Genomic DNA, 15363 nt, shown 5'->3' with positions numbered 1-15363 from the left:
GTCAATCGGGTGTCGGTTGGGGAGGTGCGTCGGCAGCGCGCTTCAGTAGCGGCCCTCGGCGAAGAAATCGAGGACCACCTGCTCGTCCCGGGTGCGGCGCATCGGCGGCAGGCTGCGCCAGACGCGCCGGCCGTAGGGTTTGTCCACCATGCGCGGGTCGCAGATCATCAGCACGCCTCGGTCGGTCTCGCTGCGGATGAGGCGGCCGGCGCCCTGCTTGACGTTGATCACCGCCCGGGGCAACTGGTAATCCACGAAGGCGTTGCGCCCGGCCTTGTTCATGTGCTCGATGCGCGCTGACAGCACCGGGTCGTCCGGCGGGGCGAAGGGCAGCTTGTCGATGACCACCAGGGAGAGGGCCTCGCCGCGCACGTCCACCCCTTCCCAGAAGCTCTGGCTGCCCACCAGCACGGCGTTGCCGAGCTGGCGAAAGCGGTCGAGCAGCTCGTTCTTGCTGCCCTCGCCCTGGATCAGCAGGGGGATGTCCAGGCCCTCGTCCTCGATGCGCGCCTTGAGCAGCTCGTGGATGCGACGCATTGCGCGCAACGAGGTGCACAGGAAGAAGGCACCGCCCCGGGCAGCCTTGAGCACCGGCCAGGCCTTGTTCATCACCGCGTCCGGGTAGGCGGAATTGTTGGGGTCGGGCATGCCGGACGGCGAGTAGAGGATGGCCTGCTCGTCGTAGCGGAAGGGGCTTTCCCAGCAGGCGGTCTCCACCTCCCACAAGCCCATCTCGGCGCAGTAGTGGGTGAAGTTCTGCTGCACCGCCAGGGTGGCGGAGGTGAAGATCCAGGCCCGGGGATGGCCGCCCATCTGGCGGCGGAAGATGCGGGCGATGGACAGGGGCGTGGCGTTGAGTTGCAGGGCGTGGGTGTAGGCCTCGGCCCAGCGGATGTGCTCCACCGGGGCGGCCTTGCCGGAAGCGCCATCTGGCTTGGCTCCCGGGGCAGGCTCCTCGGGGAAGGCTGTCTCGTCCGTCTCACCGGGCACCCCGCGGCGCCACTTGTTCACCAGGGCGGCCAGTTCCAGGCTGCGCTCCCAGCAGTTCTTCAGCCCCTCGCTACGCCCGGCCTGGGTTTCGAGGATGGCGGCCAGGTGGTCGATGGCCGCCTCGAAGCCGTCCAGGGCCGATTCGAAGTCGGCAAAGCGCTGCAACTGGGCCAGGGAATAGCGGGCCGGGTCGATGGGCACCGCCAGACGCAGGTCCTTGGCGGATTTTTCCAGGGCGACGCAAGCCGGCGGCAGGTCGAGGCAGTCCCGGGCGTCGGTGAGGGCCTCGGCCCGGGTGTCCCGGGCCAGGTCGATGGCCTGGCTGGTGGATACCGATTCGCCGAAGAACAGGCTGGCGGTTTCCGGCAACTGGTGGGCCTCGTCGAAGATCACCGTGTTGCAGGCCGGCAGCAGTTCGGCAGCCCCCTCGTCCTTCAACATCACATCGGCGAAGAACAGGTGGTGGTTCACCACCACCACGTCGGCTTCCTGGGCCTGGCGGCGGGCCGCCAGGACGAAGCAGTCCTTGTGGTTGGGGCATTCCTGGCCCAGGCAGTTCTCCCGGGTCGAGGTGGCCATGCCCCACACCGGCGCGGCCTCGGGCACGTCCGGGCATTCGGCCTTGTCGCCGGTGCCGGTGATGGCGGCGAAGCGGGCGATACGCTGGATGTAGGTGGAATCGTCCCGGGTGAGGAAGCGGCCTTCCAGCAGGGAGCGTTGCAGGTGGTAATGGCAGACGTAATTGGCCCGCCCCTTGAGCAGGGCCACCTTGACCGGGGCGTTGAGCACGCCGCGCACCAGGGGGATGTCCTTGGTGAACAGCTGGTCTTGCAGGGTCTTGGTGCCGGTGGAGACGATCACCTTGCCGCCGGAAAGCAGGGCCGGCACCAGGTAGGCGAAGGTCTTGCCGGTGCCGGTGCCAGCCTCGGCGACGAACACCCGGTTGTCGGCCACGGCGTCGGCGATACGCAGCGCCATCTCGCGCTGCTGGGGGCGCAACCGGTAGTGGCCCACCGAGGCGGCCAGGGGGCCGTCGGGGCGGAACACCTGATCCACCCGGGCGCCCAGGGCCGAGGCGGGAACGTATGGAGCGGGAGGGATCGATGCGCCAGATTCCACGGATGCCAGGGCGCTGGCGGGAACGGCGGCGGGAGTGTGGGGAGAAGCCATCGGTCGAATCGAGCAGGGTGCCGCATCCTATCAGATTGACGCCCCGGCCCGGCGGTTGCATGGCTCTCCGGAAAATTGAGAGGAAATTCAGTCAACGCTAAAATGCCCGCCGGCTTGCAGTTGCTGCGCCCGCTTCGGCCGCTTCCCTGCCTGACTGCGGCACCGGACGGTCTTCTCCCTCCCCCCGCTTTTCCCGCGCCCGCCTCCCGGCCCCGGCTCCGTCCGCCGCCGGAAGCAGCGCCGTTTTCCCCTGGGCAGCCCCGGCCCCGCCGGTGCGCCCGTTCCACCCGACGTCGGGAATCTCCCGGCGCCGGCTCACGACTCATGTCCGGCTCCTTCGTTTCGCGCAATCTGAAGCACCTGCAACTGGCGGGCATGCTGGTCGTCGTCCTGACCCTGTGCATCGGCCTGGGCGGCTATTTCACCTGGCAGTACGCCCGCACCTTCCGCGACAACACCGCCCAGCTACACGAGACCATCCAGGCCCGCTACCAGGACCAGCTCAAGACCCAGGCGGAAACGCTGGGCAACGACCTGGAGCAGACCCGCAGCCAGGCCGACGCCCGGTTGCGCGGGCAACTGCGCCGCCAGGTGGACGACGGCACGGCCATCGTCGCCGGGCTGTACGAAAAATCCGGCCGCATCCAGGGCCCCGTCACCCGCCGGCTGGTGGCCGAGGCCCTGCGGCCACTACGCTTCTTCGACGGCCGGGGCTATTTCTTCATCAGCGGCGAGGACGGCCGCAGCATCCTCGCCCCCGATCAGCCGGAGCGCGAAGGCACGTCCCTGGCCGATCTGCGCGACGATGCCGGCCAATCCCTGCTGGCCGCCCTGCGCCAGGCCGTGGACAACCCGGAGGGCGCGGGCTACGTCACCTACCGCTGGCACGCTCCGGGCGGAGCCGCGCTACGCGACAAACTCTCCTACGTGCGGCGCTTCGCGCCCTACGGCTGGCTGATCGGGGCCGGCGACTTTGTCGACGCGGCGGAACAGGACATGCAGCGCGAAGCCCTGGCCCGCCTGAATGGCAGCGCCGCCGCGCGCAGCGGCGAACTGCTGGTGCTGAACCGCAGCGGCCGGCTGCTGCTGGCCTCCGCCCAGCCGGCACTGGAGGGCCTGGCCCCCCGGGACCTGCCTGCTCCCGAACTGCGCGCGGCCCTGGAACGGCTGCATGAGATGGCCACCCGGGGCGGCGGTTTCGTCCGCCACGACTGGGTCAAGCCCGGCGCGACGGCCACGGAGGACGGCCCGCCGCCGCCCCTCGCCCCGCGCTTTGCCTACGTGACGCCGCCCGACGCCTGGGGCTGGTCCCTGGTGACCGGCACGGACCAGGGCGCCATCGACGTCGAGGAAATCCGGCAACGCCAAGCACTGGAAGGGGAACTGGCCAAGCAAGGCAGCGCCATCATCCTGGCGCTGCTGGTCACCGTCTCGGTGGCCATGCTCTTCGCCGTGTTCTACGCCCGCTGGCTGGAAACCCTGTTGCGGCGCTCGCGCCAGGACGGCCAGGACCAGGCCGAGACCCTGGAGGCCCAGACCCGGGACCTGCGTCTGGCGGCCCGGGTGTTCGAGAGCGGCAACCAGGCGGTGGTGGTCACCGACGCCGGCAACACCATCGTGGCGGTGAACGCCGCCTTCACCCAGATCACCGGCTACACCCCCAGCGAGGTGCTGGGCCACAATCCGCGCCTGCTCTCATCCGGCTACCACGACGGCGAGTTCTACCGGCAGATGTGGCAAGCGTTGCGGGAAAGCGGCACCTGGAGCGGCGAGATCTGGAACCGGCGCAAGGACGGCAGCCTGTATCCGGAGTGGCTGCACATCTCCACCCTGTTCGACGACGCCGGCCAGGTCACCCACCGGGTGGCCGCCTTCTCCGACGTGTCGGAACGCAAGGCGGCCGAGGCCCGGGTGCGCTACCTGTCCGAATACGACGCGGTCACCGGCCTGCCCAACCGCCTGCTGCTGGAAGAGCGCTGCAACGAGGCAATCCTGGACGCCCGGCGCAGCGAGCACGGCCTGGCCCTGTGCATCCTGGACGTGGACCGCTTCAAGACGATCAACGATTCCCTCGGCCACGGGGTCGGCAACCGGGTGCTGCACATCGTCGGCGAACGCCTGGTGGAAACGGCCGGCGAAGGCGCCACCGTCAGCCGCCTGGGCGGCGACGAATTCGCGGTGATCCTCCCCGGGGCCAGCGACGCTTCCGCCGCGGCGTCGGCCGCCCGGTCACTGATGGATGCCTTCACTCCGCCCCTGGTGGTGGATGGCCACGTCCTGGCCATCAACTGCAGCGTCGGCGTCACCCTGTTCCCCGGGGACGGCAACGATTTCGACACCCTGCTGCGCAACGCCGACGCAGCGGTCAACCATGCCAAGGAAACGGGGCGCAACCGGATGCAGTTCTACCGGGAGGAAATGAATGCCCAGGCCCGGGAACGCCTGGCCCTGGAGCAGGCCCTGCGCCGCGCCCTGGAACGGCAGGAGCTGACGCTGTACTACCAGGGCCAGTTCGACCTGGGCACCGGGCAGTTGCGCGGCGCCGAGGCCCTGCTGCGCTGGCGGCATCCGGAACTGGGCATGGTCGCGCCAGACCGTTTCATCCCCATTGCCGAGGATACGGGCCAGATCCTGACCATCGGCCGCTGGGTGCTGCTCGACGCCTGCCGCCGTGCCGCCGGCTGGCAGCGGCCGGGGTGCCCGCCGGTCACGGTGGCGGTGAACATCTCGGCCCGCCAGTTCCACCACGGCGACCTGGCAGCCGAGGTGCGGCACGCCCTGGAGCTGTCGGGCCTGCCCCCCGCCCTGCTCGAACTGGAAGTGACCGAGAGCGTGCTGATGGGCGGCATCCAACCGGTGATCGACACCCTGGACGAACTCAAGGCCATGGGCGTACGCCTGGCCCTGGACGATTTCGGCACCGGCTATTCGAGCCTGGCCTACCTGAAGCGCTTTCCCCTCGACGTGCTCAAGGTGGACCGCTCCTTCGTCCTGGCCCTGCCCGACGACCAGGACGACGCGGCCATCGTGGCGGCCATTCTCGGCATGGCCGGCCACCTGGGCCTGGCCACCGTGGCCGAGGGCGTGGAGAACGAGGCCCAGCGCGACCACCTGCGGGCCCAGGGCTGCCAGGTGGTCCAGGGCTACCTGTTCGCCCGCCCCCTGCCGGCCGAGGACTTCGAAGCCGCGTTCATCGCCGCCCCGGTCAAGGCCTGAACCGGAATCCGGCTCCCTCTCCTGCCCGCCTCAGCGAGGCAAGGGTGGAGTCGTGATTCCCTGCAAGCGCCCCTGCCCCCCTACCTCCTTGTCACCACTCCAACCCCACCCCATCCCCACGCCTGGCCCGATGTAGGGACGAAAAAAAACCGGCCCGATGGGCCGGTTTTTTTCACTGCTTAAGCCGAGATTACTTCTTGTCGGCGGGGGCAGCTTCAGCGGGCTTGGCAGCGTCAGCAGCCGGAGCAGCGCCTTCGGCGGGCTTGGCGGCGTCGGCGGCAGCGCCTTCGGCGGGCTTGGCGGCGTCAGCGGCGGGGGCAGCCGGAGCAGCGGCGGGAGCTTCAGCGGCGGGAGCGGGGGCCGGGGCCGGAGCGGGTTCTTCCTTCTTGCCGCAAGCGGAGACGGCCAGAGCAACGAGAGCAGCAACCAGGAGAGACTGTTTCATTTGTTAATTCCCTTTATGGAGGAGAAAAGGTACAGATCCGAAATATTCAGAGGCCGACCGGGGGGGATCGACCAGCCTCTAATTGTAGCACCATTTTTGAAAAAGGTAGGGGTGCTAACCATTCAAGTTCATTCCCCTCGCATTGCCGGCAAAAAGCCCGCCAACCCCGGCCAGCAGCCCGCCCCGGAGAAATTGTCAGCCTGGTATCAGCATTCAATAACTCCATAAAGGATTCCCCATATGAAAACCCGCGGAAAAGGGATGACTGAACCGACCGTCAGGCGTCGAAACGCCACTCCCCAGGAGGCCCGCAACCTGATTGCCACGACCGATTCACGGATCGTCCCGCAAGAGGCAAATGCCCCAGGGCGATGGCCCAGCAAGCCACCGCCACTCCCCGACATTTCGCCGGGCATTGAAAATTGCCCGGCGGGCGCTAAAATCTCGCGTTTTTTCAGGGGGCTACCCTCGATGTCCCAACCTTCCCCCGACCTCGCCACCCCGGCCCTGGAGGCCGCGCCCGAAGCGCCTGCAACGCCGACCCCGGCGGCCCAGGCCAAGCCCGCCCGTGCCCCGCGCATCGCCCAGGTGGAATCCCTCGACCATGAAGGCAAGGGCGTCGCCCACGTGGACGGCAAGACCATCTTCATCGACGGCGCCCTGCCCGGCGAAGTGGTCGAATATTCCAGCTACCGCAAGAAGCCGACCTTCGAGATCGCCCAGGCGACCCGCATCATCAAGGCGGCCTCGTCCCGGGTCGTGCCGCGCTGCCCCCATTTCGGCGTATGCGGCGGCTGCGCCCTGCAGCACGCGGACCCGAGCGCCCAGGTGGCGGCCAAGCAGCGGGTGCTCGAAGACAACATGGCCCACATCGGCAACGTCAAGCCGGAAGAAATTTATTCGCCGCTCCAGGGCAGCCCCTGGGGCTACCGCCACCGGGCCCGCCTGAGCGCCCGCCTGGTGCCCAAGAAGGGCGGCATGCTGGTGGGCTTCCACGAGAAGAAGAGCAGCTACATCGCCGACATGCGCGAGTGCCACGTGCTGCCCAAGCGCGTTTCCGACCTGCTGCTGCCGCTGCGCGAACTGATCGGCGCCCTGTCGATCAGCGACCGCATGCCCCAGGTGGAAGTGGCCGTGGGCGAGCGCTGCCTGGCCCTGGTGCTGCGCGTGCTGGAACCGCTCAACGGCGCCGACGAGGAGCTGCTGCGCCGCTTCGCCGACAGCCACGGCGTCGTCTTTTACCTGCAGCCCAAGGGACCGGACACGGTGACCCGTTTCTATCCCCTGGATGCGCCGCCGCTCACCTATACCCTGCCTGAATTCGCCATCGAGATGAATTTCTCGCCCACCGAATTCACCCAGGTGAACTACCCGATCAACCGGGTGCTGGTGCGCAAGGCCCTGCGCCTGCTCGACCCTCAGCCGGGCGAGCGGATTGCCGACATGTTCTGCGGCCTGGGCAACTTCACCCTGCCGATCGCCCGCTCCGGCGCCAAGGTATTTGGCGTGGAAGGCAGCGAAGCCCTGGTCAAGCGCGCCTTCGAGAACGCCCAGGCCAACGGCCTGGCCAGCCAGGTGGATTACGGCGTGGCCAACCTGTTCCTGTGCACGCCGGAGATCGTGGCCGGCTGGGGGCATTTCGACAAGATGCTGATCGACCCACCCCGGGAAGGCGCCCTGGAACTGGTGAAATCCCTGGGCCCGGACGGCCCCAAGCGCATCGTCTACGTCTCGTGCAACCCGGCCACCCTGGCCCGGGACGCCGCGATTCTGGTCCATCAGAAGGGCTACACCCTGCGCGGCGCAGGCATCGCCAACATGTTCCCCCACACCGCCCACGTGGAGTCCATCGCATTGTTCGAGCGAGAATAACCCTCCCCTCGCTCGACCGGCGAAGGCCAATAACGAAGAAGGCGCCCCGAGGGACGCCTTCTTTCATTGGTGCATCCGGTGCGGACAGGCGCGTCAGTCGCGCTCGCCGGCGAAGGCCATCAGCAGGTTCAGCAGATTGACGAAGATGTTGTAGATGTCCAGGTACACCGCCAGAGTGGCGGTGATGTAGTTGTCCTCGCCGCCGTCGATGATGCGCTTGATGTCGTAAAGCAGATAGGCGGAGAAGAGCATCACAGCCGCGGCGGAGATGGTCAGGGCCAGCGCCGGGATCTGGAAGAAGATGTTGGCCAGGGACGCCACCAGCAGCACGATCACGCCGATGAACAGGAACTTGCCCAGGTAGGACAGATCGGTCTTGATCACCGTGGCCAGGAACGACATGGCGAAGAAGGCACCCGCGGTGCCGGCCGCCGCCATGAAGATTAGGGAACCGCCGTTGGAAAAACCCAGGGCGAAGGACAGGATGCGCGACAGCATCAGCCCCATGAAGAAGGTGAAGCCGAGCAGCAGGGCCACGCCCATGCTGCTGTGTTTGGTCTTCTCGATGCCCCACATGAAGCCGAAGGCGATGCCGAGGAAGAGCAGGAAGCTCACCATCGGGCTGCCAGCGAAGAAGGAAAAGCCCATCTTGATGCCGACCAGAGCGCCGATGGCGGTGGGGATCATGGACAGGGCGAGCAGCAGGTAGGTGTTCCGCAGCACACGGTTTTGCTGGACAGAACGTTCCTGAGAAGCACTGCCGGTGGTCATTTGAAACTGCGGTTGCATGGCGCTACCTCCAGAGAGAAATTGCGTTTATTTTGATCGATGCGGCGGCAACCGAGTTGCCATTGTTATGTAGCGGTTTGTCACGCTTCGTGACCCGCCGGGCTGGGGCCGGAATGCGCGCTTATGCTATCATCCGCCCCCTCGCGACGGCCTGGCCCGCGAGACGCGGATGGGTGGCAGAGTGGTTGAATGCACCGGTCTTGAAAACCGGCGGCCCGCAAGGGCTCGTGGGTTCGAATCCCACCCCATCCGCCACATCCCTACGGCCTGCCGGCCGCGTCAGAGCAGGGTCAGGGCGGAGTTTAGCGAAACCCGCCGCGCCCTTCGTAACACCAGGTAACACGCTGCGCCTGGCGGCCGGTTCCACCTACCCGCCACGCGCCGGATCATTCGGGACGGACCGCGTCAGCCCAGCAGTTTGGGGTTTCGTAGAGGCGCACCCGCTGCAGGCGCAGGTGGTTGCCGTAGGTGTCCCGGTAGACCTCGTCGAGAATCTTGAACGCTTGGCGGGCCAGATTTTCCGCCGTCGGCACGCACGGCAGCAACACCGTCTTGTGGCCGGGCATGCCCTGCAGGAAGCTCACCAGGGGCTCGTCCTGCTCGTAGGCCAGGAAGGCGTGGTCCCAGCGGTCCACGATGTGCTCCTTGGCCAGGGACTTCACCTCGGCGAAATCCATCACCATGCCGTTGGCGGCGTCGCCGTCCAACTCGATCACCTCTCCGGACAGGGTGATTTCCAGGGCGTAGCGGTGCCCGTGCAGGTGGCGGCACTGGCTCTTGTGATCGGGAATGCGATGACCGGCATCGAACTCCAGGCGGCGGGTGATCTGCATCGACGGCAACGGGAAACCCGGTGATGGCGTTACGGGGCAGCGAGTATATCATTGGCTTCCCAGGCCCCGCGGGGCCGCTGCCGCACTACCCTCGCACTACCCTCTTTCCCTCGCCCGACGCCATGCTCACCCCCACCGACCACGACCGCGACACCGCCGGACTCACCTACGTCTACCCGGTGATCTCGCGGCGCGCCCGGGGCGTCTCCCTGGGGATCAACCTCAACGTCAACAACGCCTGCAACTGGGCCTGCGTCTATTGCCAGGTCCCCAACCTCACCCGCGGCGGGCCGCCGCCCGTGGACCTGGCCTTGCTGGAACGGGAACTGCGCAGCTTTCTCGAACGCCTGCTGCACGGCGACTTCATGGCCCGGGAGGTGCCCGAAGACGCCCGCCGCCTCAGCGACGTGGCCTTTTCCGGCAACGGCGAGCCCACCAGCAGCCCGGAATTTCCCGGGGCGGTGGAACGGGTCATCGCCGTGCTCGACGACCTGGGCATCCGCGGTGAAGGGGGCGCCAATCTGCCTATCCGGCTGATCACCAACGGCAGCCTGATGCACCGCGAGAGCGCCCGACGCGGCGTCGCCCGCATCGGCTCCTACGGCGGCGAGGTCTGGTTCAAGGTGGATCGGGCCACTGCCGCCGGCATCGCCGCCGTAAACGGCGTCAATCTCAGCCCGGAACACCAGCGCATCAACCTGTTGCGCTGCTGCGACCTGGCCCCCACCTGGCTCCAGACCTGCGTGTTCGGCCGGGACGGCCGACCGCCTGAAGAAAGCGAACTGCAGGCCTACGTGGATTTCGCCGCCGGCGTCGCCGACCGCATCCAGGGCATCCACCTCTACGGCATTGCCCGCCAAGTGATGCAACCTGGCGGCGACCACCTGCAACGCCTGCCCGCCGCCAGCCTCGACGCCCTGGCGGGGCGCCTAAAAGAAAAAGGGCTCAAGGTGACTGTCAGTCCTTGAGCCCTCGTCCCGCGACGCGGGAACGGTGTCTTATTTTGGGGAACTAGCTTAGGCGGCCTTTTTGAGTTTTGCCTTGGCCGCTTTTTTCAGATTTTTATACAGGTCCGGTTCGAAACAGCGCAGGTACTCGATCACTTCGACGTCCTCGCGCTTGACGCGCTGGATATCGACCTGCTCGACATGGACCAGGCGCAGCAACTCCTTGACGGGTTTGGGCATGTTGCGCCCGCTCTCGTACCGGGAACCGCCACTCTGGGTGACGCCGATCTTGGACCAAAACTGCTGTTGATTCAGACCCAGCTTGCGCCGGATCTCACGAGGATCGAGGTTCTCGATCGCCTTGACGTTGCTCATGATGAAAGCCTCTCTAAACACGGTGCTCAAGTCCGCAGCTTGTGGCTGCACTTCTACCCCCTGCTCCGCTTGTCCTATCCTGAACAGGCATATGACTTAAGTTATAGACGAAGTATAACCCGATTTCATAAATTTGCAAGTAGCATTAATACGTAGTATCCGCAACCTGCGTGGGTTTCATCGAAACCAAGTCCTTACACCTAACAGGGGTATGTGGGCCACCATCTGCCAACCCGGGGGCGCAATGGGTTACAATCCCGGGTTTTTCACATACCTATTGGATAGTCGATGGCGCTGATAGTTCAGAAATATGGCGGCACGTCTGTAGGCACGACGGAACGCATCAGGAACGTGGCCAAACGGGTGGCCAAGTTTAGGGCCATGGGGCACGACCTGGTGATCGTGGTTTCCGCCATGAGCGGCGAGACCAACCGCCTGATCGGCCTGACCAAGGAAATTACCGGCTCCCCCGCCCCGCGGGAAATGGACGTGGTGATCTCCACCGGCGAGCAAGTGACCATCGGCCTGCTGTCCATGGCCCTCGAAGCCGAAGGTATCCCCGCCCGCAGCTACACCGGCGGCCAGGTGCGCATCCTCACCGACAGCACCCACACCAAGGCGCGCATCCTCGCCATCGACGAAGAGAACATGCGCCGCGACCTGAACCTGGGCCGCGTCGTGGTCGTCGCCGGCTTCCAGGGCATGGACGAGCACGGCAACATCACCACCCTGGGCCGCGGCGGCTCCGACACCACCGCCGTGGCACTGGCCGCCGCCCTGCGCGCCGACGAATGCCAGATCTACACCGACGTCGACGGCGTGTACACCACCGACCCGCGCATCGTCCCGGAAGCCCGCAAGCTCGACCGCATCACCTTCGAGGAGATGCTCGAGATGGCCTCCTTGGGCTCCAAGGTCCTGCAGATCCGCTCCGTCGAGTTCGCCGGCAAGTACAAAGTCAAACTGCGCGTGCTGTCCAGCTTCGAGGAAGTGGGGCAAAGCGAGGGCACGCTGATCACCGTTGAGGAAGACCGCAATATGGAACAACCGATCATCTCCGGCATCGCCTTCAACCGCGACGAGGCCAAGCTCACTGTTCTCGGCGTCCCCGACCGTCCGGGCATCGCCTACCAGATCCTGGGCCCCATCGCCGACGCCAACATCGATGTGGACATGATCATCCAGAACGTGGGCCGCGACGGCACCACCGACTTCTCGTTCACGGTCAATCGCAGCGAATTCGAGAAGGCCAAGGCCGTCCTCGAAGGCGTCAAGTCCCACATCAACGCCCGTGAAATCGTCGGCGACAACAAGATCTGCAAGGTCTCCGCCGTGGGCGTGGGCATGCGCTCCCACCCGGGCGTGGCCTCCCAGATGTTCCGCACCCTGGCCGAGGAAGGCATCAACATCCAGATGATTTCCACCTCCGAGATCAAGATTTCCGTCGTGGTCGACGAAAAGTACCTGGAACTGGCCGTGCGCATCCTGCACCGCACCTTCGGCCTGGACCAGAACGCGTAAGGCCGCAGCAGCAATCGCAGTTGATTTGACCGGGAGCGGGTAAGACGCTATTATCCGCCCCTCGCAAAAGGCAAGAGCTTCCCGCTCCTGTCTTGGAGACGTGGCCGAGAGGTCGAAGGCACTCCCCTGCTAAGGGAGCATACGGGCTAAAACTCGTATCGAGGGTTCGAATCCCTCCGTCTCCGCCAAACGATTTTTTGATGAAAACTTCAGAAAACGCTTGGCAAAGTCGAAAACGGCACATATAATTCGTTTTCTCAAGTGCGCGCCCGTAGCTCAGTTGGATAGAGTACTTGGCTACGAACCAAGGGGTCGGGCGTTCGAATCGCTCCGGGCGCGCCAGCAATACCAAAAAGCCAGATGTTTCGACATCTGGCTTTTTTCTTTTGTGGCAATTCTTCGCCATTCGCACGAAAACACCATGTTTTCACCAGTCGGTACCCCGACACCCCAGGCCCTTTCGGCCGAGCGCGGAAAAATATCCCATAAGAATCCCCCGTTTCGGCGACAGACGTCGGGCGATTCGCTAAAATCCCCTCAAAACTCACAGGGGATTCTCATGGACACGCTCAACCTCATCCGCGACTTCATCCACGACAAGGCCGGCACGCCGCTGGAGCAGATCACAGCCGACGCCGTGCTGCAGGAAATCGGGGTGGATTCCCTGATGCTGCTCGACCTCATGTTCGACTTCGAAGACCACCACGGCATCAAGCTCCCCACCGACACGCCGAACCCCAAGACTGTGGGCGAGTTGGTCGAGATCTTCGACAAGTACGCCACCGCCGAGCCCGCAGCGGGCGCCTGACCGATGGGCCAGCGCCGCGTCGCCGTCACCGGACTGGGCATCGTCTCCCCTTTCGGCACCGACCTGGATGACTACTTCGCCCGGCTTGCCCGGGGCGAATCCGCCATCCGCCTCTACAGCACCGACATCCCCCGCCCCTTCGCCCTGCCGGCCGTGCACTGCGCCGGCTTCGACGGCGGCGCCGAACTGGGCCGCGGCCTGGCCCACACCATGGACCGCTGCTCCCAGCTGGGGGCCACTGCCGCCTTCGCCGCCTGGCAGAACGCCGGCTTTCCCGAAAAGAGCGCTGCCGCCCTGCCCCACCGCAACGCCGGGGTGGCTTGGGGCACGGCCCTGGGCGGCACCCTGACCTTCGAGCAGGGCTACCGGGACCTCTACATGCTCGGCCGGGAGCGGGTATCGCCCCTGTCGGTGGTGCTCGGCATGAACAACGCCGCCGCCTCTCACATCTCGATCCAGCTCAAGCTGCCCGGCCCCTGCCACACCTACACCATCGCCTGCGCCTCGGCGGCGGTGGCCATCGGCGAAGCCTTCCACCGCATCCGCCGCGGCGAAGCCGACCTGATGGTCACCGGCGGCTCCGACTGCCCCCTGGGCTACGGCGTGGTGCGCGCCTGGGAAGCCCTGCGCGTGGTCGCCCCCGGCGACGAAACCACCGCCTACCGGGCCTGCCGCCCCTTCAGCGGCGACCGGGCCGGCCTGGTGCTGGGGGAAGGCGCCGCCGCCCTGGTCCTCGAAGACTGGGACCTGGCCCAGGCCCGGGGCGCCCGCATCTACGCCGAAATGGTCGGCTACGGCACCACCAGCGACCACAGCCACCTGGTCAAGCCGGAAGCCGAAGGACAGGTCCGGGCCATCCGCGCCGCCCTGGCGGATGGAGGCCTGACACCGGAGCAGGTGGGCTACGTCAATGCCCACGGCACCGCCACCCGGGAAGGGGACCCCACCGAGATCGCCGCCCTGCGCGAGGTCTTCGGCCCCCTGGCACCAGATCTGCCGGTGAGCGCCACCAAGTCGATGCACGGCCACCTGATGGGCGCCACCGGCGCAGTGGAAGCCCTAGTCACCACCCTGGCCCTGGCCCGCAACGTCGTCCCGCCCACCGCCTTCCTGGACGAGATCGACCCCGACTGCGCCGGGGTGCGCCACGTCACGGCCGCCCAAGGCGCGGCACCCACGGCCGAAGCGGCGCTGTCGAACTCGTTCGCCTTCGGCGGCACCAACGCGGTGCTGGCCTTCCGCCGCACTGCTTAAGCCGGGCCGCCCGGGGCCGGCGCGCCACGGTAAAATCTGCCTACCGCTCACCCGCCCGGCCCCAGGCCGGGCGGAAACCCCATAAAAACAGCACGTCCACACACCTCAGGTAATCACGGTCATGTCTGAAAACGCCACTCCCATCGATCCGGCCCTCCAGCAGGAAGTCGCCGAACTGATCGTCTCCGCCCTCAACCTCGACGTCGCCCCCGCCGACATCGCCCCCGCCGACTCCCTCTACGGCGAAGGCCTGGGCCTGGACTCCATCGACATCCTCGAAGTCGCCCTGGTGGTGTCCAAGCGTTACGGCTTCCAGCTGCGCGCCGACAACGAAGACAACGTGCGCATCTTCCGCTCCCTGGAAAGCCTGACCCGGCATATCGCCGCCAACCGCACCAAGTGATGCCCCTGCTGGCGCGCCTGCTCCGGACCGGCCGCTGGGTGCTCCTGGCGGGCCTGGCCGCGAGCTACCCGCTCCTGGCGCACTACACCACTGCCCACCAGGCCGCGGCCGTTTCCGCTCAAGGCCAGCCAGTGCCCCTCACCCTGGTCGGCGCCCTGGTGGCCGTGGCCCCGGCCACCCTGATCGCCCTGGCCGTGGCCTGGCGATCCCCCAGGCGCACTCTCTGGCTGGCGGCCCTGGCCGCCGTCCTGGGATTGCTGGCCTGGCAGCGCGCGCTGCTCGAAGCCCACTTCAGCTGGGTCTACCTGGCCGACCACGTGGTCAGCAACGTACTGCTCGGCGTCTTCTTCGGCCGCACCCTGCTGCCGGGCCGCACGCCCCTGTGCACCACCTTCGCCATCATGGTTCACGGCCCCCTGTCGGCGCAGATGCTGCGCTACAGCCGCCAGGTGACCGTGGCGTGGACCACCTTCTTCGCCACCGTCGCCGCCATCTCCCTGCTCCTCTTCGGCTTCGCCCCCCGGGAAACCTGGTCCGTGTTCGCCAACCTGCTGGCCTTTCCCCTGGTGGCCGCCATGTTCGTGGCCGAATACGCCGTGCGCCTGATCAAGATGCCCTGGATGCGCTACGAAGGCAGCATCCTCGACGGCGTGCGCGCCTACCTGCGCTCCTCCCGCGAGGGGGCAGCACCGGCTGCGCCGCCCCAACCCCGCTCCTAGGGCCACCGCCCGCCCGGTCGT

13 protein-coding genes and 3 tRNA genes are annotated in these 15363 nt (G+C 66.7%); 11 read left to right on the top strand and 5 right to left on the bottom strand.

Annotation, left to right across the window (positions count from 1 at the left end; all coding sequences use genetic code 11):
- Positions 1–42: 42 nt before the first annotated feature.
- Positions 43–2160 carry an ATP-dependent DNA helicase gene (locus V7Z98_RS07550; RefSeq protein ID WP_334157544.1) on the bottom strand — a complete coding sequence of 706 codons (2118 nt, stop codon included), beginning with the start codon at positions 2158–2160 and terminating at the stop codon, positions 43–45.
- Positions 2161–2484: 324 nt separating this feature from the next.
- Here V7Z98_RS07550 and V7Z98_RS07545 point away from each other — a divergent pair, with 324 nt between their 5' ends.
- A complete protein-coding gene (locus V7Z98_RS07545; protein WP_334157543.1) occupies positions 2485–5376 on the top strand; it encodes a bifunctional diguanylate cyclase/phosphodiesterase in 2892 nt (963 codons plus the stop codon).
- Positions 5377–5566: 190 nt separating this feature from the next.
- Here the strand turns inward: V7Z98_RS07545 and V7Z98_RS07540 are convergent, their stop codons facing one another.
- On the bottom strand, positions 5567–5821 hold the full coding sequence (locus V7Z98_RS07540; protein WP_293263841.1) for a hypothetical protein: 255 nt from the start codon (positions 5819–5821) through the stop codon (positions 5567–5569).
- Positions 5822–6292: 471 nt separating this feature from the next.
- Here V7Z98_RS07540 and rlmD point away from each other — a divergent pair, with 471 nt between their 5' ends.
- Positions 6293–7693, top strand: a complete 1401-nt coding sequence (rlmD, locus tag V7Z98_RS07535; protein ID WP_334157542.1) for a 23S rRNA (uracil(1939)-C(5))-methyltransferase RlmD — start codon at positions 6293–6295, stop codon at positions 7691–7693.
- Between the two features lie 93 nt (positions 7694–7786).
- Here rlmD and V7Z98_RS07530 read toward each other — a convergent pair whose 3' ends face one another.
- Positions 7787–8416, bottom strand: coding sequence for a Bax inhibitor-1 family protein (locus tag V7Z98_RS07530; RefSeq protein WP_293263839.1), 630 nt, complete (start codon positions 8414–8416; stop codon positions 7787–7789).
- Positions 8417–8649: 233 nt separating this feature from the next.
- Here V7Z98_RS07530 and V7Z98_RS07525 point away from each other — a divergent pair.
- Positions 8650–8737, top strand: a tRNA-Ser gene (locus V7Z98_RS07525).
- A gap of 131 nt (positions 8738–8868) precedes the next feature.
- On the opposite strand, the gene queD is transcribed toward V7Z98_RS07525, so the two are convergent.
- A complete protein-coding gene (gene queD / locus V7Z98_RS07520) occupies positions 8869–9315 on the bottom strand; it encodes a 6-carboxytetrahydropterin synthase QueD (protein WP_293263838.1) in 447 nt (148 codons plus the stop codon).
- Between the two features lie 122 nt (positions 9316–9437).
- Here queD and V7Z98_RS07515 point away from each other — a divergent pair, with 122 nt between their 5' ends.
- Positions 9438–10283, top strand: coding sequence for a radical SAM protein (locus V7Z98_RS07515; RefSeq protein WP_334157541.1), 846 nt, complete (start codon positions 9438–9440; stop codon positions 10281–10283).
- Positions 10284–10331: 48 nt separating this feature from the next.
- On the opposite strand, the gene V7Z98_RS07510 is transcribed toward V7Z98_RS07515, so the two are convergent.
- Positions 10332–10637: a helix-turn-helix domain-containing protein gene (locus tag V7Z98_RS07510; protein ID WP_293263836.1), complete on the bottom strand. Its 306-nt coding sequence runs from the start codon at positions 10635–10637 to the stop codon at positions 10332–10334.
- 288 nt (positions 10638–10925) lie between these two features.
- Here V7Z98_RS07510 and V7Z98_RS07505 point away from each other — a divergent pair, with 288 nt between their 5' ends.
- The 7 genes from V7Z98_RS07505 (at position 10926) to V7Z98_RS07475 (ending at position 15342) form a co-directional block, all read left to right on the top strand.
- Complete coding sequence (locus V7Z98_RS07505; protein ID WP_334157540.1) at positions 10926–12158, top strand: aspartate kinase; 1233 nt, start codon at positions 10926–10928, stop codon at positions 12156–12158.
- A gap of 94 nt (positions 12159–12252) precedes the next feature.
- Positions 12253–12346: transfer RNA gene (locus V7Z98_RS07500), tRNA-Ser, on the top strand.
- 77 nt (positions 12347–12423) lie between these two features.
- Positions 12424–12500: transfer RNA gene (locus tag V7Z98_RS07495), tRNA-Arg, on the top strand.
- Positions 12501–12717: 217 nt separating this feature from the next.
- Entirely contained in the window at positions 12718–12966 is a 249-nt protein-coding gene (locus V7Z98_RS07490; protein WP_293263834.1) for an acyl carrier protein, read from the top strand.
- Positions 12967–12969: 3 nt separating this feature from the next.
- Positions 12970–14220, top strand: a complete 1251-nt coding sequence (locus V7Z98_RS07485) for a beta-ketoacyl-[acyl-carrier-protein] synthase family protein (protein ID WP_293263833.1) — start codon at positions 12970–12972, stop codon at positions 14218–14220.
- A gap of 121 nt (positions 14221–14341) precedes the next feature.
- On the top strand, positions 14342–14623 hold the full coding sequence (locus V7Z98_RS07480; protein WP_334157539.1) for a phosphopantetheine-binding protein: 282 nt from the start codon (positions 14342–14344) through the stop codon (positions 14621–14623).
- A complete protein-coding gene (locus V7Z98_RS07475; protein WP_334157538.1) occupies positions 14623–15342 on the top strand; it encodes a hypothetical protein in 720 nt (239 codons plus the stop codon). Before V7Z98_RS07480 ends, V7Z98_RS07475 begins: the two co-directional genes overlap by 1 nt.
- Positions 15343–15363 lie beyond the last annotated feature (21 nt).

Source organism: Oryzomicrobium sp. (assembly GCF_036820405.1).
In the GTDB taxonomy this organism is placed as follows: domain Bacteria; phylum Pseudomonadota; class Gammaproteobacteria; order Burkholderiales; family Rhodocyclaceae; genus Oryzomicrobium.
This window is presented reverse-complemented; position numbering and strand designations above follow the sequence as displayed.

What these genes read in the sequence shown, in the direction of transcription:
- rlmD (WP_334157542.1), top strand. Translation starts at nt 6,293, where the DNA reads ATGTCCCAACCTTCCCCCGACCTCGCCACCCCGGCCCTGGAGGCCGCG.
- V7Z98_RS07485 (WP_293263833.1), top strand. Translation starts at nt 12,970, where the DNA reads ATGGGCCAGCGCCGCGTCGCCGTCACCGGACTGGGCATCGTCTCCCCT.
- V7Z98_RS07480 (WP_334157539.1), top strand. Translation starts at nt 14,342, where the DNA reads ATGTCTGAAAACGCCACTCCCATCGATCCGGCCCTCCAGCAGGAAGTC.
- V7Z98_RS07505 (WP_334157540.1), top strand. Translation starts at nt 10,926, where the DNA reads ATGGCGCTGATAGTTCAGAAATATGGCGGCACGTCTGTAGGCACGACG.
- queD (WP_293263838.1), bottom strand. Translation starts at nt 9,315, where the DNA reads ATGCAGATCACCCGCCGCCTGGAGTTCGATGCCGGTCATCGCATTCCC.
- V7Z98_RS07545 (WP_334157543.1), top strand. Translation starts at nt 2,485, where the DNA reads ATGTCCGGCTCCTTCGTTTCGCGCAATCTGAAGCACCTGCAACTGGCG.
- V7Z98_RS07510 (WP_293263836.1), bottom strand. Translation starts at nt 10,637, where the DNA reads ATGAGCAACGTCAAGGCGATCGAGAACCTCGATCCTCGTGAGATCCGG.
- V7Z98_RS07490 (WP_293263834.1), top strand. Translation starts at nt 12,718, where the DNA reads ATGGACACGCTCAACCTCATCCGCGACTTCATCCACGACAAGGCCGGC.
- V7Z98_RS07475 (WP_334157538.1), top strand. Translation starts at nt 14,623, where the DNA reads ATGCCCCTGCTGGCGCGCCTGCTCCGGACCGGCCGCTGGGTGCTCCTG.
- V7Z98_RS07540 (WP_293263841.1), bottom strand. Translation starts at nt 5,821, where the DNA reads ATGAAACAGTCTCTCCTGGTTGCTGCTCTCGTTGCTCTGGCCGTCTCC.
- V7Z98_RS07550 (WP_334157544.1), bottom strand. Translation starts at nt 2,160, where the DNA reads ATGGCTTCTCCCCACACTCCCGCCGCCGTTCCCGCCAGCGCCCTGGCA.
- V7Z98_RS07515 (WP_334157541.1), top strand. Translation starts at nt 9,438, where the DNA reads ATGCTCACCCCCACCGACCACGACCGCGACACCGCCGGACTCACCTAC.